The organism is Rossellomorea sp. LJF3 (assembly GCF_037046045.1).
Taxonomy (GTDB): Bacteria; Bacillota; Bacilli; order Bacillales; family Bacillaceae_B; genus Rossellomorea.
In genome coordinates this window covers 202,103-222,324 of record NZ_JBANLY010000001.1, presented here as the reverse complement: position 1 = coordinate 222,324, position 20,222 = coordinate 202,103, and the positions used below count along the sequence as shown (strand labels likewise).

The window sequence follows — 20,222 nt, the reverse complement described above, 5'->3', positions numbered from 1 at the left end:
TCCTTTTCGTTAGACTATTCTTTGATGATTTTGACTTTTACATCTCTTACGCCATATTGAAGGGCATCTTTTTCTTTTTCCATATAGATATCGATGCGGTTACCTTTGATTGCTCCACCGGTATCTTCTGCACGGGCATACCCGTAACCTTCAATATATACTTTGGAACCCAGTGGAATGACGCTCGGGTCCACAGCGATGACTCTCGCATCAGGGTTCTCAATCAAATCTACCCCTGTCTTCGTAATACCGATACACCCTTCACAATGAGCGGTATAAGCGGTTGCTGTAATATCTAATTCTTTCACAACGTTATCAGCATCTTGATCAGTGGTCTTTGCTGCTTTCACTGCTTGCTTCTCTCCTGAATCAGCATTCACAGAATACCCCTCTTCTAACAATTGCTTGCGTGTGCCGACCTCGTCGACGGAAACATGATATCGGTTTGCGATTTCCCAGAGGATATCGCCTTCTTCTATATTATGATAATCATTGATAGCAGTATCATTACTCTCTGCAGAAGCAGAGGCAAGTCCGATTGAAAGAAAAACTGCGAAGGAAAAAATGGAAAATAAACCTTTTTTCATCTTGTCATATTCCTCCTTTTGTGTTTGGTCCTTAGACCAACAGTTGAAATGGTAACATAGACTTACCTCAGAAACATAACAAACTGTTTATAAACCAATAACAATTGGATGACAAGCGTGTAATATTTCTACTATTCCGAAGAGAACGGCTTCCATTTTCCTACTAATTTCATGTAAAGGGAATAAATGTTGGAATCAAAGGTGTTTCTTTGAGAAGTAATAAAATGGAGGGAATGTTAGTGAGGGGCCATCTGGGAATAAAGGATAAAAAAACCACTGGGACATGCCCCAGTGGTTTGTCATCTATTATTTTGTTTCAAGAATTTTTACGTTTACTGTCTTTCTGCCAAAATCAACGGCTTGATCCTTTGATGGAATGAATACATCGATTCGGTTTCCTTTGATTGCTCCGCCAGTGTCTTCTGCAGTAGCATATCCGTAGCCTTCAACATATACTTTTGATCCAAGCGGGATGACATTAGGATCTACTGCAATTACTTTAGCATCCGGATTTTCTTTAAGATTCACACCGGTTGCTGTTGTACCTGAACAACCTTCACAATCGGCCGTATAGGCAGTTGCTTCTACTGTTAGTTCTTTTACTGCTTTTTCTTCTGTAGCAGGTTCAGCTTGTGCAGGTTTTGCTTCCGCTGTTTCCGCTGCAGGTGCTTCAGCTTCTGGAGCTACTTCTGCTTTTTGTTCCGGAGCAGGAGCTGCTGCCTTCTCAGAAGTATTTGCAGTAGCTGAAGGTGCTTTATCTTCTAAGTTGATGACTAATTCTTGTCCAGGGACGATCAGGTCACTTTCAAGTGCGTTCCACCCTTTTAAGCTCTCTAATGAAATGCCATATAGGGATGAAATTCCCCAAAGAGTGTCACCCTTTTTGACTGTATAGTATTCCTTTGAAGAAACCTGTAATTCCTGATCAGGATAAATGATGGATGAACCCAGGTTGTTCCATGTCATAAGTTGATCAACAGTTGTTCCGTATTCTTTTGCAAGTCCCCATAAAGTGTCGCCTTTTTTTACTTCTATGTCTTGTGCTGAAGCGCTAGCTCCACCAGACACTGCAAGTGTTGTAAATGCAGCCACAGAAATAATCGATTTTTTTAGTTTCATAGAAAAATTCCTCCTTATGTAGCTAGCGGTTTATTTATTTTTGCTAACAGGGAAAATACTAACATAGTAAAATCTCAATTCAATAACAGGAACTTTAACATCGTGCGTCAAGAATATTTCACTACTGTAATAGAAAGCGATTTCCTGTATAAACTATCATGTAGAGGAATACTATGGAAAAAAGGTTAGAATAATTTAGGTATAAAGGATATTTATGGATTTAATGGTAGTGGAATATTCGCACTTGGTTGAATCGCATTTTGGACAGAAAAGGGCTCTTAGCGTCAGAAAATGATTGAAAGAAACGCATTTATTAGCGGATCATGACGATTTTTCCTTAACAAGCTTGTCTGTTCCCTCTATACTATAGAAAGAAGAATGGTTTGTACTGGAGGAATAGTGGAATGGAAAACCAAGAAGAGATTGTGGTTCTATATAAAGATGACCCCGACGAGCATAGCGGTCGTTGCGAGTGTGGAAATAATATTTTTAAATCAAGGGTACTGGATGGGAAGTTTTATCGTAAGTGCCAGGAATGCGGGAAAACCAAAATCGTATAGAGGGGATGGAAAAGGGAAACCGGTTGAAGCCGGTTTCCCTTTTCTTTCTATTTGTTAATTTTCTGAATGATGGTGGAAGCAAATTGAACCAACTCGTCTGTTGTATGATTGATCTTCTTGATTGCCTCTACAATATGATTTAATTCTGATTGGTTTCGTTTAAACATATCCATATAGTTTTCCATTTCCATCTGGACCGTCATGATCCCGCTTTGAACATTCCCGATTTCCTTGCGTGAGTTTTCAGTCAGGTCGGTCATGTTGCGAACGCGATTTGAGACAACTCCGATTTGCTTATTGCTTTCATTCACCAATTGATGAATGGAAGTGCTGAGTTCTTTGGAATCTTCGGCAAGCTTTCTTACCTCCGATGCAACGACCGCAAATCCCCTTCCTTCGTTACCTGCCCGTGCTGCTTCAATCGATGCATTCAGTGCCAGAAGATTTGTCTGCTCAGCGATTTGCTGGATTGAGTTGGAGAGAGGCGTGATTTGTTCTGCAATGTTCTTAACGCCCTGAATTTCCTTGAGGAGCGTGTTGATTTGCTCTGTGATGACACCAAAGCTTTCTATCATGTGATCTGTTTGATCTTTATTCATTTTTGAAAGTTGAAGAAGATTTTTGCTGCTCTTCTCGGTATTTTCCGATTCGGCCCGAATGCTTTCAGCTTTTTGGGCAGTCTCATTCAGGCTTTGTTCCGTTTGACTGAGCGAGGAACCCAGTTCTGTATTCATATTGAGCATTTCCAGTTGCAATGCCTGGTTTTCCTGATGCAGTTTTTCAAGCTCGTCCATCCTGCTTTGAATATAGTATTCTGAAACGATGCTTGCATCCAAATGGATACCATGATCGATCGCTATAAGTACAGATGCCAGTTTAGAAGGTTCGTTTTGGTAGAGTTCTACAATTTTTGGGATGAGTAAATGTTGAATGGTGGTATAAGTCGAAATAAACCAATCGATGGTTACCCCATTTCGATTATGGGTTTTTCCCATTCGTTCCCTCATTGAAAAATAATCATCATTCAACTCCCCAGAAAATAAAGAACGGAAATAATCGTTGAAAACGGACTTTAATCGTTCCCTGCTGGAATGGTTCTGGACAATCTCCACTAGACTTGGATGCTTGTATAAGTGATCGAGTACAGTATCGAGCAGGATATCAGAAATTTGATCGTAGACGGGGAGGATTTCTTTTAATTCTTGTAAATGATGCTCCTGAAACTGCATGTAATGGAGCCGTTCATTCAGCTTCTGGTCGCTTAGGACAATGACATTTGATTGGGGTACCATTACAGGTTCAGACTTCGGTTTTCTTGAAAATAATACAGCCATTATGGGGGTGCCTCCGATAATATTGTTATTTTTGGTTATTATGTATAAATTTTGTACAACATCTATATCTTTACTTTACCCCAACTTTTTTCCTATGACAATCATTTTGTTTGTAAAATTTCAAAAAATTCAATGTCTTGATGCAATTGACTATAATAGCCTCCTCCACCCTATATAATATCCTAGGAGAATTTACTGGGCGGGATCTCCTACTTGCATCACGATTGCACGAATAGTTGTACAAAACATATACAATAAGAGGGACGGACCTTGACTCCCAGGAGCTGCTCCTAGGAATCGAGGTCCGTCCCTCTCGCATTATTCAGTTATGATAATGGGTTCATTTTGTGTAATGATGATGGTGTGTTCGATTTGTGCGACCAGGCTGTTGTCCGGTGTGATGTATGTCCAACCGTCACCTTTCTCCACTACGTTTTGGGCTTTGGTGGAGATGAATGGTTCAAAGGCGATGACCATTCCCTCCTTCAAGAGAGCGTTATCCCACGGATCGAAGTAATTAAGGATATGATCCGGCTTTTCGTGCAGGGAACGCCCTACACCGTGACCGGTCAGGTTCATGATGACCGTATACCCATTTTTTCTGGCTTCATTATTCACGGCTTTTCCAATCCCATTTTGTTTAGAACCGGCTCTTGCCTTTTGAAGTCCTGCCTGGAATGATTTTAACGCAGCGTCGCATAAATCTTTAAGCTTGGGATCACCCATTCCGACAACAAATGAAATGCCTGTATCGGCATAATATCCATTTTTTGATCCCGAAACGTCTATATTGACAAGATCCCCTTCGTTTATCACTCTTTCTCCGGGAATCCCGTGGGCAACTTCTTCATTCACACTGATACATGTATACCCCGGGAAGTCATATTCACCTTTAGGACCTGAAATCGCGCCATTTTCTTCAAACATTTTTCCTGCGATATCATCAAGTTCCTTCGTGGTTATGCCGGGTTTTGTTTGAGAGCGCAATTCATCGCGGATCATTGCGACAATACGACCAATTTCTTTTAATGCCTGTAAATCTTCATCAGTTTTGACTATCATAATATCTTCCTTCTCTTTTTGAATTTCCTTCCCTTACTATACATAAACCCCACCCATTTTTAAAGGGAAAGCCCCTGTCTTTGTTAATATGCATCACTTCCTCGCCTGCCCTAAGTTCTTCATTAAGGTGCTTTTCATCAGTAGCTTCCCCCTTGGTCAATGATTAAATCAACAGAAAGAGTATGGGGATGACAAAGGACATGATGGTGGCGGTCAACGCCATCGCGGCACCACTGACTGCCCCTTCTTTTTCACCTTCTTTGATGGCTTGTGCCGTACCAACTCCGTGGGAGATGACTCCGAATGGGAGTCCCCTGGCAATAGGGTGCTTGATCCCCATCGCCTTCAAGAGGGACGGGATGATCATGGCCCCTATCATCCCTGTAACGATGACGACCGTGGGGATGACCTCGATCTTAGCCCCGATTACGTTTCCAATCTCAACTGCGACAGGCGTCGTAATGGTCTTGATCAGCAATGAACGGTTCCACTCATCCGGAATCCCCAACCACATGCTGAAGGTATAGGATACTAGCATGGACAAGCCGCTTCCAAACAGGATGCCCACCAGGATCGGCTGGAAGTTTTTCAAAAGCAATTGCCGGTGCTGATAAAGGGGATATGCAAGAGATACTGTCGCAGGGCCAAGTAAATACGTGATGAATGAAGTGTCGTGGGCAAATTCTTTATAGGATATATCTAAAGTAAGTAATGTGGCAATAATCGCAATCGTACTTAAAAATATCGGAATCGTTAAAGGATTCGGCCAGCGTTTATGAACTTTTACACCCAAAGAAAAATAAAGGAGAGTAATGCCTATTGTAAGTAGAGAATTAATAAGACCGGTCATATTTTCTTTTCTCCTTCCATTTGATGAATACTTCTGCTGAAACGGAAGTAGCCAAAAAACCAATCCCCCCGCTGACAATCAGAATCACCATCAGCTTCCAACCATATTCAATAATATAGGGCCCGAGAACAATCGCGCTGACAGATAAGGGCAGGAAAAAGAAGGAGAAGTGCCTTAGAAAGAATCCTGAACCATCCAACAAAATCCGTTCATTCAGTACACCTGTTACTAATAGTAGGAATAATAATAGCATCCCGATAATGCTGCCGGGTATCGGTAAATGGAAGAAAGCTGTACACCATCTTCCTGCTTCATAAAATAAACAAAGAATCGCGATTTGTATAAGGACCCGAATTGCCTGCATATGCTTCTCCCTTCAACTATATTCTTCTACTGATTTTATCACAATGATATGGAGTATGAGGGTAATAAAAAAGAGCATGGACCTGGTCCATGCTCTTAGAATCGTACAGTATTATAAAACGGTAATGAACGCTTCTGCTGCTGCTTGACTTGATTGTGGATTTTGTCCTGTCACAAATTTACCGTCCGTGATGACATGATTGCTCCATGCATCCGATTTTTCGAATTGAGCTCCCTGTTCCCTCAATTTTGTTTCTAATAAGAACGGCATCAGTGAATCAAGACCGGTTTGCTGTTCTTCTTCATTTGTGAAGGCAGTCAAACTTTTTCCTTCAACCAGCCATTTACCATTGGATAATTTCGTTCCCACAAATCCAGCGGGACCGTGGCAGACGGAACCGATCGCTTTATCATTCTCAGCAAAGTGGACTAATGCCTGTTGAAGTTCAGGGCTTTCAGGCAGGTCAAACATCGTCCCGTGTCCCCCTGGTAAGAAGATCCCGGCATATTCATTCACATTTAATTGGGAAAGGACCAGTGTTTGATCCAGTTCTTTAGTGACCCCTTTCCACTTCTCTACTTGTTCGTCATCAAGGCTGTTCGGATCCAGCGGGATGCGACCACCTTTCAAACTTGCCACATCCACTCCAAAACCTTGGTTCTTAAATTCTTCATATGGTTCTGCGAACTCGGATAACCACAGACCAGTTTCATGTTCGTCATCAATCTTGCTTTCGTTTGTTAAGACCATTAATATCTTTTTCAATGTATACCCTCCATTGTATTCTCTGATTTCTTATCACTCTATTGTTTTATCCATTTCACACAAAAATAAACTTCTTCTGAAGCATTGTCCACTTTGCAGGGGGTCTGATATAAGAAAACGCCCCCTGCAAGAAGGAGTCGTTTTAACGTTGAAATTAGTTGATATCAAATTGGAATTGGATTTTTTTCTGATTGGCATCCCAGCTCAGGTAAGCGGAGAATTCTTTTTCGCCTTTTTTAAATCCGTCAATTCGATCGGATTTGCCTTCGGTTAATACTTTTTTAACGATTTTCTGGGTGATTCTCTTTGATAAGATGGTTTTGGAAATGGTAAAGCTGCACTTCGTACGTTGATAATTGGAGCATCCATAGAATTTCCCTTTATCAATCACGTTCCCCCCACATTTCAAGCAGTTGCCGATACTTGTTTTGGGAGCTCGTTTTCCACTTCGCCCCTTCGTTCTCTGGATAGAATCAGTATCCAGATCCTCAAACTTCCATGTGGTGGATTCCTGGAGGGCGTTTTGAACGAGGCGTTCACTTAATTTCTTCACTTGCTCCATGAATTCAGGTGCAGATGCCCGTCCTTTTCCTATTTCCTGGAGGCGCTGCTCCCACTTAGCCGTCATTTCTGCAGAAGCTAACACATTATCCCCTATGGCACGTATCAATACCTTCGCTTTATCAGTGGGGAAAACGATATTTTTTTGGATATCAATGTACTTGCGATCTTTGAGCATAGTGATGATACCTGCCCGGGTCGCTTCCGTCCCAAGGCCCTCTGTTTGTTTCAATACTTTTTCAAGCTCATCATTATCCATATATTTACCTGCAGTCTTCATTAAAGTGATCAGTTGCCCTTCTGTGTAGCGTTTCGGAGGCTGCGTTTTTCCTTCCTTGCTCACGACCTTCTTTACGACGCCTTTATCCTGTTCTTCTACAGGTGGCAAAAGAGGCTCCTCTTCTTTTTCGTTTTGCATGAGGACCTTACGCCAGCCTTCCTGCAAGATTTGCTTTCCTTTCGAAACAAACTCAGCTCTTCCATCTACGACCGTTGAGATGGTCGTGTAATTTATGATCGCTTTATCGTGGTGTGCCGCGATAAAGCGTTTAACGATGACATCATAGATCTTCCTTTCATCCTCTGATAGGGAGTTGGGATCTGTTACTTGCTCAGTAGGGATAATCGCGTAGTGATCCGATACCTTTGCTTCATTCACAAAGCGTTTATTGTTCATTATGCTTGCATGGGGAGTCGGGATCCAATGATTGTAAGGGCTGAACTCTTTCAGTTTGTTCAATATGTCAGGAAAGCTTTCAGCTTCACCTTTCGTGACATATTGGGAATCAGATCTTGGATAAGAAACGATCCCTTTTTGATACAGTTTCTGCAGCACATCCAATGTTTTCTTAGGTGAGAACTTATACATTTTATTGATGGTTGCCTGCAAGGCTGAAAGATTGAATAGCAAGGGTGGTGCGAATTCTTTCCTTTCTGTGTTCAAATTGCTGACAGTTGCAGGTTTGTTTTGACAAAAGGAAGCAATCTTGTCAGCAAGCTCCCGTGATTGAATTCGGCTTTCTCCATCTTTCTGCCATGTCCCTTCATAGGTGTGATCGCCGATTTGAAAGGTTGCTTTCACTTCCCAAAAGGGTTCGCTCTTAAATCGCTCGATCTCTTCGTCCCTTCTCACGATGAGGGCTAGAGTCGGAGTTTGAACCCTGCCTGCAGAGAAGACATCGGACATCCCCTGCTCTTTTAGAAGGATGCTGTATACTCTTGAAGCATTCATACCGACAAGCCAATCGGCACATGCTCTGGAATAGGCTTCGAAATATAAACTTCTCATTTCTGTTTCTTCTCTTAGACTCTCGAATCCTTGAATGATGGCTTTCTCAGTCAGGGATGAAATCCACAGCCTCTTCATCGGTTTCTGAACCTTGGACATGGAAATGATATTCCGGATGATTAACTCTCCTTCACGCCCTGCATCTCCTGCATGAATGATTTCTGTGACTTCGTTTTTTTTAAGAAGGTCTTTAATGACGGAGAATTGTTTCGCTTTAGCTCTCTGCAACTCATACTGAAACTTTAGAGGAATGATCGGAAGGTCGTCCAGTGACCATTTCTTCCATTTACTTTCATACTTCTCAGGGGCTTGAAGCTGAAAAAGATGTCCAACTGCCCATGTAATATAAGCACCTTTAGGGAACACATCATTTGGATGAATTTCGATATACCCTTGACGTTTCCTATGGGAAAAAGGCTTGGCAAGGGTCGCTCCCTGATCGGGTTTTTCAGCTATTACGACTTTCATAACATGCTCCTTTTAATTTTATTGATTTTATCATTATACCATTTTTTAAGAACTGCTGTTCTACTAAAATAAGAAATCGGACGTGTATTTGTTGAATCAGAAGCTGGTTGTTCATTTGGGGGTTCTACATGTTCATTCAGTATGTAAAAAGGTGTTACAGACTTTGTCCGTAACACCCGTCCATTATTGACCAAGATTTTCTAAGTTTCCTTTAATGTCTTGTAGTTGATTGAATGTATTCACGATTTCAAGATTCTTGAGCTCCGATATTTGAACTTCACCTTTATCAATTTCTACTAAAGCCTGATCAATCCCTTCCAACGCTTGTTGATTATACCCCTCCACTTTTTGGTGGATATCGTCAGCTAATTTGGGCGGGTTTAAATCATTGATTTCCTTGATTTCATTTTTCATATCAACAAGTCTCTTCTCAAGTTCCGGAATAGCGGATGAATCTAAAGCAGCATTTTCCATTAAACCGGGAAGGTCATTGGCAAATTGTTCTGCTTCGTTCAGGTAGTCTGTCATTTCGTCTACATAGGTTAAACTGTTATTTGCTTCTTCCAATATGCCACAGCCAGTCAGTGTAAAGAAACTGAATGATATGAGTATCAGTAATTTTTTCATGTACTCCGTCCTCCCTATATGTTCCTTCCCCTGTATATACGAACCTTATCGATAAAAGTTTCTTTTTTTGTTGAAAGGTCGATCTATATGAAGGTTCGGGGTCAAGCTAAAAAAGAAGGCCGACGCTTATACGTCAGCCTTCTTTGTTTATTCAATGATGCGAAGTTCTTTTGGATAATTGGTTAGCGTGGTATATCCGTCCTTCGTAATGAGGACGTCATCTTCAATCCTCACACCACCGAGTTCCGGCACGTAAATACCAGGCTCTATTGTGTATGTCATGCCTTCTTTTAATATGCCATCATTTAAATGACTCATGGAAGGGAATTCATGGACGTTGATACCTAATCCATGCCCGATTCGATGTGGGAAGTAATCACCGTATCCTGCATCTGTGATGATGTCACGTGCGATTTGATCCAGGTCTCCTATGCGATTACCCGGCTTGCTCGCTTCTAAGGAAGCGAGCTCCGCTTTTAGAACAGTGTTGTAGATTTCCTTTTGTTTCTCTGTTACCGACTTATATGCAAATGTACGGGTGATATCAGAAGTATAGCCTTCAAGGACAACCCCCAGATCAAACAGGACGAAATCTCCTGCTTTCAGTTTACGGTCTCCCGGATTACCATGGGGATCTCCAGCCTTCTCACCGAAGAGAACCATTGTCGAGAATGACATTTCACGGATTCCCTTTTTCTTTAATTCATATTCAATCTTTGCAAGGACTTCCATTTCGGTAATGCCTTCTTGAAGCGCGCTGACCCCTACTTCTACCCCATAGTCAGCCATTTCCGCTGCTCGGCGCATGATCGCGATCTCGCCCTCATCCTTGACTACACGCATTTCATTTAATTTGTCTTCAACGTTCACCACATGTGGTGAGTCGAAGAGGTTTAAAAACGCCTGACTGCGTCCATAGGTGACGACCTCATTCTCAAAGGCCACTTTTTTGCCGGTGATTTTTCTTGCCTGAACGGCTTCCATAATGAAGTCCCAGGGATTTTCGTGGTCTGAGTAGCCAATCACTTCGTTGCCCCAACCGGCATCCTTCACCTGTCTCGCTTCCATTCTTGGAACAACTACAAAAGGTTCGGCATCCGGAAATACGAATAGTCCCATTAATCGCTCATGTGGATCTGTGTGGAAATTCGTTAAGTAAAATACGTTTTCAGTTGAATTGATAAAGGCTGCATCAATTTTCTCTTCTTTCATCCAACTTTTCAACATTTCTATGCGGTGTTTCATAGTGTATTCCTCCTCGAGTATCATGATGTTATGTAATCGATTAATGTGAGCATATCTATGCTAACATATTTCGGTGGAAGTTTGAAATAATTGTAGTGTTGAAGGGTTTTCTCCTGGTGTTTGTTTTTTGACAAGGCAGGCTTTTCCTACCTCCTGCCTATAAAGGGTGGAGGGCATTTGTGATATAATCTGGAGTATACAGTGAATGTAGGGTGGGAGTGGCCACTTCCTTATAGAAGGAGGTGGTGCTTATAGTGACAACGTATGAGGCGTTAACGCTGATGATTACCTTTGGCTCTTTAATTGTCTCCATCATTGCCATAGTTATTTCAAATGACAAAAAGAAATAACCCCACCCTCATGAAGTGCCTAAACTTTGAAGGGTAGAGTCATGTTCCTTTCTCTATTGGGCCACTGCTTTCCTTGCAGTTTGCTGTGTAGCAAGAGACATTGGTTGCCGCCAGTGTCTCTTGTTTTTCGTTATACTCTTTATTTAAGATAGTATATTTTCAATCGGAAAGCAAGATGTGGACGAGCAAAAAAAGAAAGCTCAGAGAATATTCTCCAAGCTATACACATTAATAAACGGTTTCTGTTCTTTTGGGCTTACGGACAAAGGCCATAATGCCGGCGATTAAGAATAAAAGTCCAGGAATGAACCCGAATCCGATTGTTCCAAGTCCGATCACTAGAGCAGCAATGATAAACATGATTCCGGATAGTACCGGCTTTTTATTTTTGACAATGGTCATAACAGCAATGATACCAAGGATTGATGCAATTATGCCTAAGATCACCAGATAAGAACCCATTGATTCAGCTGTTTCCATGATGGCACTCATATCCCCTGTTGTCATACCTGATTCCTGTAGATTCGGGTCACTTTCCATTCCCTCTTCGATTTGGGACATCACTTCCGGGCTGTTCATGCCCATGTTAAGTACGATTCCAATGATGGAAAATAATGCGGATAAGACAATTCCGATCACTCCCATGATGACTTCACCAGTACGCTTTACCATTCTAATCTCTCCTTATTAGTTGAATTCTCTATAGTATATTGTGTTTCTTGCTCATATAGGCCTCCAGGATGGATTGATCCTCTGGAAAGCCTAGGGGCAGATTTTTTAACTCTTGAAGTGAGATCCATTCAATTCTATGTATTAATTGATCGGGATCTTGAAGTGTCGCTTTCCCTCCAAGAAGGTGGACTTCGTAATAGTGAATAGTTGTGGAAATATCGCCTTCACACCCCCATTTAGTGTAAAGATGTTTTCCTGAATTCACCCTATAGCCGGTCTCTTCCCATACTTCTCGTTTACAACAATCCCTAAGGGTTTCCCCTTCTTCAAGACGACCTGAAGGGACCGACCATCGTTTCTCTTCCTTTTCTTTTCCCTGTAATACCATTAATAAACGCCCTTCATTCATACAAAGGGCAGATGCCCCTTTCCATTCATTCATTCACCTCACTTCAAATTGAATCTCACTAAAGCATATTCGCTCTTTTGACAAAATTCTCCTTCTTTAGAATGAAATTCTTTATTTTCAGACTTCAGCCTCTTCCGTTTCAATCAGAGATGCCACCCTTTTTTAATCTAGCAATTACTAACTCATTTACAGGAATATTTTCTCAGTAAGAAACCAAAAAAAGGGCTGGCTTCATCCCATTGAAGCCAACCTTTTAACGAGGAGTCGTGTCAATTTCTACTCTTACTTTATCGTAACGACCTCGCTCCCTCAACTTCCCTCTGAAGGGATATAAAGTTCTCTCAATAAATGAAATGCACGGTTTAGGCGGTTTCAGCTTCATTTCATATATTTATATAATTGTAAGCATAATTCATCATGCATTATTTGATGAAGTGCATTAATAACAGAAAAAAACGGCAGAAAATACATTCTGCCGTTTACAGCCTTATGACTGCAAATCTACCGGTACCACTGCATTTTTTAATTCCTCATTTAAATCACCAGTGTATTTGTCTTTTTGATCAGTAGTCCAATTCAACAATTTGGCCATCATCTCAATGACTGGTTCCTTCCACTTCTCTACCCACTCACGGTCAAAGAACAAAGCGCCTGTCCGTCGAATGAAGAAATCCACCGGTGTCGCAGCCATCTCTTCCTGAATCGCATAAATCAGCTGGGCGTACAAGTAAGGAGGGACGGACCTTTCATCCGTAGATCCACTGTATGCATGAGCAAGCTTAAATAGCTGATCCACATTGGAACCGTACATTCCAGCGAGCTTTCTGCCCTCGGCCTCTGATAATCCGTATTGAACGGCTTCTCCTGCCTTTTGGTCAATGAATGATTGGAAATTCTTTGATCCTCCAACATGACCACCGGAAATCGGCATGTGCTTTGTAGAAGATGCAGGGAACTTCTGTTTATGTTCTTCTTTCAGACGTTTAGATACAAGGTCTACGACATGTTCCCCCATCTTCCGGTACCCTGTCAGCTTACCGCCCGCAATGGTGATCAGTCCGCTTTCCGCTTCCCACACTTCGTCTTTACGAGAAATTTCAGAAGGATCTTTCCCTTTTTCAAATATCAATGGGCGCACGCCTGCCCAGCTGGATTCCACATCCTCTTTCCCCACTGACACATCGGGAAACATGAAGTGAATCGCATTCAAGATATACTCTCTGTCTTCTGATGTCATATGAGGGGATGCTTTTTCAGAGTCAAAGAATGTATCCGTTGTCCCTACATACGCTTTCCCATCACGAGGAATCGCAAATACCATACGTCCATCCGGTGTATCAAAATAGACGGCCTGTTGGAGAGGGAATTTGCTTTGATCAATGACAAGGTGGACTCCCTTGGTCAGGCGGAGTTGTTTATTATTCGTACTGTAATCCTTGCCACGGACATCATCGACCCAAGGACCTGCAGCGTTGACGATTTTCGATCCGCGAATGTCAATCGTTTCCCCTGATACCAGGTCTTCTGCTTCTATTCCGATAACTTTCTTGTTGTCATACAGAAATCTTTGGGATTTCATATAGTTTAGAACCGTTGCCCCATGAGCAACTGCTTCCTTCATGACTTCAATGGTTAAACGGGCATCGTCGGTACGATATTCAACATAATAACCTCCGCCTTTCAAACCATCCTTTTTGACGAGGGGCTCTTTCGTTAACGTTTCTGATACCGACAGCATGGATCGTCTTTCACTTCTTTTGACACCTGCGAGATAGTCATAGACCTTCAAGCCGATCGACGTGCTGAATTTACCGAATGTTCCTCCTTTATGAAGGGGTAACAGCATCCATTCAGGAGTAGTGACATGTGGCCCGTTTTCATATACGATTTCTCGTTCTTTTCCCACTTCGGCCACCATTTTGACTTCAAATTGTTTTAAGTATCGAAGTCCCCCGTGAACCAATTTTGTGGAACGGCTGGATGTACCAGCGGCAAAATCCTGCATTTCCACAAGGGCGACTTTCATTCCACGTTTGGATGCATCAAGGGCAATCCCTGCACCTGTAATACCTCCCCCGATTACAATCAGGTCGAATTGATTGGATGACAGTGTATGTTTTACTTCTTCTCGTGCAGTACTTGAAAATGTCATTGTTGGTTCCTCCTAAGAATTAAAGAAATAATTTCTCACTTACTCTACTGTTTAACCATAAAAAAAGAGACCGAAACTAACATCATGGCGAAAATGTGCCATAATGCAAGTTTGGTCTCTCTTGGTCTCTAACCGTTTTATTAACTTGGGTTCATTATATCATAAGTTTCTATTATTTAAAAGCCATAGCTGCATTTACAGCTTTTTTCCAGCCGTCATATAGTTCTTCCTGTGTCTCCGCGGCCATTTCGGGTTCGAATTGTTTATCTTTATTCCACTGTTTAGAGATTTCTTCGCGATCTTTCCAGAAACCGACGGCAAGTCCTGCAAGGTAGGCAGCACCTAATGCGGTGGTTTCATTGACCACTGGACGCTCGACCGGTACGGATAGCAAGTCACTTTGGAATTGCATCAAGAAATCATTCTTAACTGCTCCTCCATCGACTCTCAGTTTCTTAAGGGAAATTCCAGAATCGGCTTCCATGGCAGTCAATACATCTTTTGTCTGGTAAGCAAGTGATTCAAGAGTGGCTCTTACAAAATGTTCCTTCGATGTGCCGCGTGTCAATCCAAATACAGCACCGCGGACGTCGCTATCCCAATAAGGAGTGCCCAAGCCAACGAATGCAGGGACCACATATACGCCATCAGTTGAGTCCACTTTCTCTGCATATTCCTGGCTATCCTTTGCATCTTTCAGCATCCGTAGTCCATCGCGAAGCCACTGAATGGCTGAACCGGCAACGAAAATACTACCTTCAAGAGCATATTCAACCTTTCCATCGATTCCCCAGGCGAGTGTCGTCAATAAACCATTATCAGACTTCACTGCTTTCTCACCTGTATTCATCAGCATAAAGCAACCTGTCCCGTACGTATTCTTCGCCATGCCTTTCTCATAACAGGCCTGTCCGAATAATGCTGCCTGCTGATCCCCTGCAGCACCCGCAATCGGGATTTCTCTACCAAAGAAATGATACGGAACCGTTTTCCCATACACTTCTGATGAGGGACGGACCTCTGGAAGCATACTTGCCGGTACACCGAGAATATCAAGGAGCTCTTCATCCCATTTCAAGTCATGGATATTATACATAAGTGTACGTGAGGCGTTGGAGTAGTCTGTTACGTGAGCCGTCCCACCTGACATTTTCCAAATCAGCCACGTGTCGATCGTTCCGAACAGAAGCTTTCCTTCTTCCGCCTTTTGCTTTACACCTTCGACATTGTCCAGGATCCATTTCACCTTCGTGCCGGAGAAATAGGCATCAATGAGCAATCCGGTTTTATCACGGAAGGTATCGTTTAGTCCCTGTGATTTTAATTCCTCACAGATCCCAGCGGTTTGTCGTGACTGCCACACAATTGCATTATATACCGGGTCACCGGTCTCTTTGTCCCATACGACTGTTGTTTCACGTTGATTTGTGATCCCGATTCCTTCGATCTGAGTTGGTTTCACACTGGATTCCGATAAAACGCTTGCAATGACGGCAAGGACAGATCCCCAAATTTCATTCGCGCTATGTTCTACCCAGCCCGGTTTAGGGAAATGCTGAGTAAACTCCTTTTGAGCAGTATGAACGATTTCCCCTTTTTTATTAAAAAGGATGGCTCTTGAGCTTGTGGTTCCCTGATCCAAAGATAAAATAAACTTTTCCATTGATAACCCCTCCAAAGATTAATTTTCAGTAGATAATTGATGTACTTTTTTAGCTAAACTGGTCTTTCTGTCACTTGCATATGCAAGTCCAAGGACGGCCAGAGTGATCACAAGAACCACCCAGAAGCTTGTTGTGACTTGTCCGATGAAAACCGCTTTATAAAAGACTCCTCCAAAAGATCCGCCTAACACCGGCCCTACTACAGGTACCCATGAATATCCCCAGTTGGATGGTCCCTTGCCGGGGATCGGAAGGATGAAGTGAGCGATACGCGGTCCAAGATCACGAGCCGGGTTAATTGCATATCCTGTTGTACCGCCAAGAGAAATTCCGATCGCGATGATAAGGAATCCGACGATGAATGGATTTAATCCGTCTGTAAAGGTATTCGCCCCTATGGATAATAATCCTACTACTAATACAAAAGTTCCAATGATTTCACTCAATAAATTTGAAAAATAATGTGGAATGGCTGGACCTGTAGCAAAAACTCCTAATTTCACGCCTGGATCCTTTGTTGCGTGCCAATGGGGTAAAAAATGTAAGTATGTGATGGTTGCCCCGATGATGGCCCCGATCATTTGTGCAAGGATATACTCGGGTACATCGCTCCATGGGAAGTCACCATTGAACGCCAGTCCCAATGTGACAGCAGGATTTAAATGTGCACCACTAAACTGCCCTACGGCGTATACACTCATGGCAACACCCAATCCCCAACCGAATGTAATAACGATCCAACCGGCGTTATACGCAAATGATTTCTTCAGGTTTACATTGGCGCAAACCCCAGCACCGAAAATAATGAGCAATGCTGTACCTACCACTTCTCCTATAAATGCATTCATGCATCATCCCTCATTTCAATTAGATTTTGCTCTGAACCACTATGAGCTGATATCATCAATCGTTTCCATACATGAAGAGCTTGCAGCACCATCGATTTTCAGGCTTTTACGGGGCTTTTTAGCTCGTTTACCCCATAAATGCATGTCATAATCCTATCAGTCACTCACCATGTCATCAGAGCCCGTTGAATCAAAAATAAAGAGACTCACGGAATATACCCATCAATTGCGGGCACTTCACGTGAGTCTCTTCATCTCTTTCACAACGTATTAACTTGTCATTCATATTACTCCACTATGAAAGCGGTGTCAATGGGTTTTCTTGATTTTTTATCTGTCAAAATGTTTCCAAAGGACCCGATCAGAGGTAGTAATTGCCGTCGCTCCTGCCTCAAGTGCCGCTTCCACTTCTTCCACTGTATCTATGAGCCCGCCGGCAAAGATGGGTTTTCCAGTCTTGGAGCATATTTCCTTAATGATTTTCGGAATCACACCGGGAAGTACCTCAATGAAATCCGGATCCGTCTTTTGGATTAATTCAATACTGCGGTTCATGGCGCTCGAATCTATGACAAACATTCTCTGGGTGGCATATACGCCCTTTTGCCTCGCCTTTTTTATAACGTTCCCCTTAGTGGATATGATTCCATAAGGTTTGATTTCCTGGCAGACATACTCCGCAGCGTATTCATCACTCGATAAACCATGAATGAGATCCATGTGCAAAAACATATTACGATTTTCGTTACGGGCATATTCAAAAACACTTTTCAGCATCCCGACATGAAGGTCGAGGAAGACACCGTACTGGAAAGAGGTTTCGAGCATTTTATCAAAGTCCTTCATGGACCTTATGGCAGGCAATATGTTTTGACCTTCAAAACTCAATGTCTTTCACTCCTTAATAGGTATATGCAGGTTTTTCCCAAGGAGAAATTATATCATAGTTCTGTATATCTATTCGTATCATATCGCCCAATTGCCATTTCGGAAAATGGCAACCTTTTTACCATCGCGGCAAATTCCGTCAATATTCATAGAACCTGAACCAATCATGAAGTCTTCATGAACGACACTTTCATTGAGACCCTTTTCTTCCCGTTCCTCGTCAGATAATATGTTTCCATCTTTCATACATGTCGGGTACGAGGAACCGATCGCTAAATGATTTGATGCATTTTCATCAAACAGAGTATTAAAGAATAAGACACCGGAGTCTGAGATGGGTGAATGGTGAGGGACAAGCGCCACCTCTCCCAGGTAAGCTGCCCCTTCATCGGTATCGATTAATTTACGTAGTATTTCTTCTCCTTCTTCAGCGGAGACTTCCTTAATTTCCCCGTCAACAAATGTGAGAGTGAATCCGTCTATTACATTTCCATTGTAAGCAAGTGGCTTGGTACTAGTAACGGTCCCATTCACTCCTGTCTTCACAGGAACTGTATATACCTCCTCTGTCGGCATATTGGCAATGAAACCTGTCCCCTGTGGGGTCTTGCTTGCGCCTGTTAGCCAAATATGGTCTTCATGCAGTTTAATGGAAAGGTCCGTCCCTATCGCGCTGTAGTGAAGGCTTTCTAACTTTAGTGAGTTGAGTTGGGTGGCTTTATCTGTCAAGGTTTGGATATGAGTCTTCCATGCTGAAACAGGGTCTGGTTGATCGATGCGGACCGAAGTGAAAATCCGTTCCCAAAGACTGGATACCCTTTCTGATGCTGGGAGTTCAGGGAACACTTTATCCGCCCATTTCTGTGAGGGAATGGCGACGATGGACCAGCTGATTTCATCCTTTTCAATCGCTTCATAGAATCGATCAAGGGCATCCCCACTCGCTTTCTCGAAATTCATGATCCGGTCAGGATCGATACCTTTCAGAAGATCCGGATCATTGGCCTCTATTTGCAGGAACGCTCCTTTAAGATCAACTACCCATTCATGAGCGGCAGCCAGCCAGCTCGGATATTCATAAAACACATCATCCGGTGCCGATTCATAATGCATTCTCATAATTTCTTCATCATACCATTGAACATGGACGATTCTTGCACCTGCAAGATAGGCTTCCTTCACCACAAGGCGAACGAAGTCTTCCGTTCCGAGTGGTGCCGAGATCCACAGTGGTTGATCTTCTTGCACATTCACCCCGACCTTGACCGCCAGCTCTGCATATTGTTTTACTTTATCTTGAAATTCTTTATGTATAGTCATTTTGAATTCTCCTGTTCCAGTAATCCAGTGATGTATGTTTTCATTTTTTCGTGTGTTTCCTTCAACGATTCGGATGGTTCTTCTACCTGAACATGTCCATAAAACATATCACCAAAATGATCTGCTTCTTCATTTCGTGGAATGACATGCATGTGATAATGTGTTAATTCATTGAAGATTCCCCCATTTTGACAAATTGTCACTCCATTCGGTTCATATAATGCATGGATGGTACGTGCAACCAGCTGTGATGCCCTCATCACAGAGAGACTTTCCTCTTCGTCCATTTCTGTAACTTCCACCTTATGTTTCTTTGGCAGGATCAGTGTATGACCTGCATGGTGGGGAGCATGATCCAGTATGCATGTGACAAATTCATTCTCATATATGATATGTACTTTCTCTTCCTGATTTGAAAGTCGGCACCCAAGACAATCCTTCATTCGAACTCCTCCATTGAACAGTGGATTTAAAAGGTTTTTTTTAAAATGTGTCGAACATTGTAGCATAGGGAAATCACTGCATTTCTCCTATCATCATATCACGAAGTGGAAGGGATATCTGAAAATAATGGAAATTACATTACTTAATGAAACACATGCAAAGGATTATTGGAACCTTAGGTTAGAAATGCTAAAGCAGAGTCCTTCAAGCTTTGGCAGCAGCTATGAAGAGGCACTTGAGCGTCAAAATCCTATTGAAATGACAAAAAAGAGGTTTGCAAGCGGAGAAAGTTTCACGTTTGGCTGCTTTGTTGAAGAAAAACTGGCAGGGGCAGTTACGATGGTAAGGGAAACGGCATTGAAAATGAACCATAAAGCTTCCATTTATGCAATGTATGTCACACCGGCACAAAGGGGGCAAGGATTGGCAAGACGACTGCTGGAAGCGGCCATAAACCTTGCAAAGGAAACAGAAGGCATTGAACAGCTGATGATCACAGTCGTCACCACCAATGAAACGGCAAAAGGACTTTATCACTCGTGTGGATTCAAACCATATGGAACTGAAAAAAGAGCATTGAAATATAATGAGGAATATTACGATGAAGAGTTAATGGTTATGTTTTTATAGTGCTGCTTTGATTGG

Annotated in this window: 21 protein-coding genes; 3 read left to right on the top strand and 18 right to left on the bottom strand. The window is 42.4% G+C overall.

The window, feature by feature from the left end:
- Positions 1 to 14 precede the first annotated feature (14 nt).
- Together V8G47_RS01140 and V8G47_RS01135 are read right to left on the bottom strand one after the other, a co-directional pair.
- Positions 15 to 587, bottom strand: coding sequence for a 3D domain-containing protein (locus V8G47_RS01140; RefSeq protein ID WP_336198477.1), 573 nt, complete (start codon positions 585 to 587; stop codon positions 15 to 17).
- Positions 588 to 893: 306 nt separating this feature from the next.
- Positions 894 to 1,706, bottom strand: a complete 813-nt coding sequence (locus V8G47_RS01135; RefSeq protein ID WP_336198476.1) for a LysM peptidoglycan-binding and 3D domain-containing protein — start codon at positions 1,704 to 1,706, stop codon at positions 894 to 896.
- A gap of 399 nt (positions 1,707 to 2,105) precedes the next feature.
- Here V8G47_RS01135 and V8G47_RS01130 point away from each other — a divergent pair, with 399 nt between their 5' ends.
- Positions 2,106 to 2,324 (top strand): hypothetical protein, encoded by a 219-nt coding sequence (locus V8G47_RS01130; protein ID WP_336198475.1) that lies wholly within the window; start codon positions 2,106 to 2,108, stop codon positions 2,322 to 2,324.
- Here the strand turns inward: V8G47_RS01130 and V8G47_RS01125 are convergent.
- From V8G47_RS01125 to V8G47_RS01090, 8 genes are all read right to left on the bottom strand, one after another.
- Complete coding sequence (locus tag V8G47_RS01125) at positions 2,314 to 3,600, bottom strand: globin-coupled sensor protein (protein WP_336198474.1); 1,287 nt, start codon at positions 3,598 to 3,600, stop codon at positions 2,314 to 2,316. The two genes, V8G47_RS01130 and V8G47_RS01125, sit on opposite strands and share 11 nt — an antisense overlap.
- Positions 3,601 to 3,918: 318 nt before the next feature.
- Positions 3,919 to 4,662 (bottom strand): type I methionyl aminopeptidase, encoded by a 744-nt coding sequence (map, locus tag V8G47_RS01120; RefSeq protein ID WP_336198473.1) that lies wholly within the window; start codon positions 4,660 to 4,662, stop codon positions 3,919 to 3,921.
- A 163-nt stretch (positions 4,663 to 4,825) separates the two neighbouring features.
- On the bottom strand, positions 4,826 to 5,512 hold the full coding sequence (locus tag V8G47_RS01115) for an LrgB family protein (protein WP_336198472.1): 687 nt from the start codon (positions 5,510 to 5,512) through the stop codon (positions 4,826 to 4,828).
- Positions 5,496 to 5,876, bottom strand: a complete 381-nt coding sequence (locus V8G47_RS01110) for a CidA/LrgA family protein (RefSeq protein WP_336198471.1) — start codon at positions 5,874 to 5,876, stop codon at positions 5,496 to 5,498. The genes V8G47_RS01115 and V8G47_RS01110 overlap by 17 nt, the downstream gene beginning before the upstream one ends.
- Positions 5,877 to 5,987: 111 nt before the next feature.
- Positions 5,988 to 6,626, bottom strand: coding sequence for a type 1 glutamine amidotransferase domain-containing protein (locus tag V8G47_RS01105; RefSeq protein WP_336198715.1), 639 nt, complete (start codon positions 6,624 to 6,626; stop codon positions 5,988 to 5,990).
- A gap of 169 nt (positions 6,627 to 6,795) precedes the next feature.
- The gene (locus V8G47_RS01100; protein ID WP_336198470.1) at positions 6,796 to 8,958 is read right to left on the bottom strand and encodes a DNA topoisomerase III; all 2,163 of its coding nucleotides are present in this window, start codon (positions 8,956 to 8,958) and stop codon (positions 6,796 to 6,798) included.
- 183 nt (positions 8,959 to 9,141) lie between these two features.
- On the bottom strand, positions 9,142 to 9,585 hold the full coding sequence (locus V8G47_RS01095; RefSeq protein ID WP_336198469.1) for a DUF6376 family protein: 444 nt from the start codon (positions 9,583 to 9,585) through the stop codon (positions 9,142 to 9,144).
- 147 nt (positions 9,586 to 9,732) lie between these two features.
- A complete protein-coding gene (locus tag V8G47_RS01090) occupies positions 9,733 to 10,830 on the bottom strand; it encodes a M24 family metallopeptidase (RefSeq protein ID WP_336198468.1) in 1,098 nt (365 codons plus the stop codon).
- Positions 10,831 to 11,072: 242 nt separating this feature from the next.
- Here V8G47_RS01090 and V8G47_RS20810 point away from each other — a divergent pair, with 242 nt between their 5' ends.
- A complete protein-coding gene (locus V8G47_RS20810; protein WP_430341197.1) occupies positions 11,073 to 11,180 on the top strand; it encodes a putative holin-like toxin in 108 nt (35 codons plus the stop codon).
- A gap of 228 nt (positions 11,181 to 11,408) precedes the next feature.
- Here V8G47_RS20810 and V8G47_RS01080 read toward each other — a convergent pair whose 3' ends face one another.
- From V8G47_RS01080 to V8G47_RS01045, 8 genes are all read right to left on the bottom strand, one after another.
- A complete protein-coding gene (locus tag V8G47_RS01080; protein WP_336198467.1) occupies positions 11,409 to 11,852 on the bottom strand; it encodes a DUF4064 domain-containing protein in 444 nt (147 codons plus the stop codon).
- 28 nt (positions 11,853 to 11,880) lie between these two features.
- Positions 11,881 to 12,294, bottom strand: coding sequence for an NUDIX hydrolase (locus tag V8G47_RS01075; protein ID WP_336198466.1), 414 nt, complete (start codon positions 12,292 to 12,294; stop codon positions 11,881 to 11,883).
- Positions 12,295 to 12,748: 454 nt separating this feature from the next.
- Positions 12,749 to 14,413 (bottom strand): glycerol-3-phosphate dehydrogenase/oxidase, encoded by a 1,665-nt coding sequence (locus V8G47_RS01070; RefSeq protein ID WP_336198465.1) that lies wholly within the window; start codon positions 14,411 to 14,413, stop codon positions 12,749 to 12,751.
- 172 nt (positions 14,414 to 14,585) lie between these two features.
- A complete protein-coding gene (gene glpK / locus V8G47_RS01065; RefSeq protein ID WP_336198464.1) occupies positions 14,586 to 16,076 on the bottom strand; it encodes a glycerol kinase GlpK in 1,491 nt (496 codons plus the stop codon).
- A gap of 18 nt (positions 16,077 to 16,094) precedes the next feature.
- On the bottom strand, positions 16,095 to 16,925 hold the full coding sequence (locus V8G47_RS01060; RefSeq protein ID WP_336198463.1) for an MIP/aquaporin family protein: 831 nt from the start codon (positions 16,923 to 16,925) through the stop codon (positions 16,095 to 16,097).
- A 330-nt stretch (positions 16,926 to 17,255) separates the two neighbouring features.
- Positions 17,256 to 17,813 (bottom strand): glycerol-3-phosphate responsive antiterminator, encoded by a 558-nt coding sequence (locus V8G47_RS01055; RefSeq protein ID WP_336198462.1) that lies wholly within the window; start codon positions 17,811 to 17,813, stop codon positions 17,256 to 17,258.
- 78 nt (positions 17,814 to 17,891) lie between these two features.
- Positions 17,892 to 19,133 carry an aminopeptidase gene (locus V8G47_RS01050; RefSeq protein WP_336198460.1) on the bottom strand — a complete coding sequence of 414 codons (1,242 nt, stop codon included), beginning with the start codon at positions 19,131 to 19,133 and terminating at the stop codon, positions 17,892 to 17,894.
- Positions 19,130 to 19,576, bottom strand: coding sequence for an HIT family protein (locus V8G47_RS01045; protein ID WP_336198459.1), 447 nt, complete (start codon positions 19,574 to 19,576; stop codon positions 19,130 to 19,132). The genes V8G47_RS01050 and V8G47_RS01045 overlap by 4 nt, the downstream gene beginning before the upstream one ends.
- A gap of 127 nt (positions 19,577 to 19,703) precedes the next feature.
- Between V8G47_RS01045 and V8G47_RS01040 the strand changes: the two genes are divergently transcribed.
- The gene (locus tag V8G47_RS01040) at positions 19,704 to 20,207 is read left to right on the top strand and encodes a GNAT family N-acetyltransferase (RefSeq protein ID WP_336198457.1); all 504 of its coding nucleotides are present in this window, start codon (positions 19,704 to 19,706) and stop codon (positions 20,205 to 20,207) included.
- The last annotated feature ends 15 nt before the right edge of the window (positions 20,208 to 20,222 follow it).